Genomic DNA, 430 nt, shown 5'->3' on the forward strand with positions numbered 1-430 from the left:
TCCATGGTGTGCACTGAATTGTCGCCAGCGTCATCAGAAAATTCGGAGCCGGTGCGTTGAATTTCACCGTAACCGTATAATCATCCGCAGCGCTCACATCTTCAATCGCAGCGCCGATGGTACCATTATAGCGGTCGGTACATTGGAAATCGGTTTCTGCATTCAAATAACGCTTGAAATTCCAGACAACATCCTCGGCCTTCATTTCACCGCCATTGTGAAATTTTACGCCTTTGCGCAAATGAAACACATATTCTGTTGCTTCCGGATTGCTGGTCCAGCTCTCGGCCAGCATCGGCTTAATGGTCAGGTCTTCGCCATAGGCGACCAGACCTTCAACCACATGCGCCAGAACCATATCTGATGGACCATCACGGTTCACGCCCGGATTTTTACTGCCGATATCGGAGTGCAGAGCCAGCCGCAGAGT

The 430-nt window shown here is 50.5% G+C and carries 1 protein-coding gene; it reads right to left on the bottom strand.

Going from position 1 to position 430, the window contains the following annotated elements:
* Nucleotides 1-430: ABC transporter substrate-binding protein (locus tag HBA93_RS18760; RefSeq protein ID WP_286202054.1), on the bottom strand; the 430-nt coding region annotated here is incomplete at both ends.

This window comes from Ochrobactrum sp. SFR4, assembly GCF_019730395.1.
Lineage (GTDB): Bacteria > Pseudomonadota > Alphaproteobacteria > Rhizobiales > Rhizobiaceae > Pseudochrobactrum.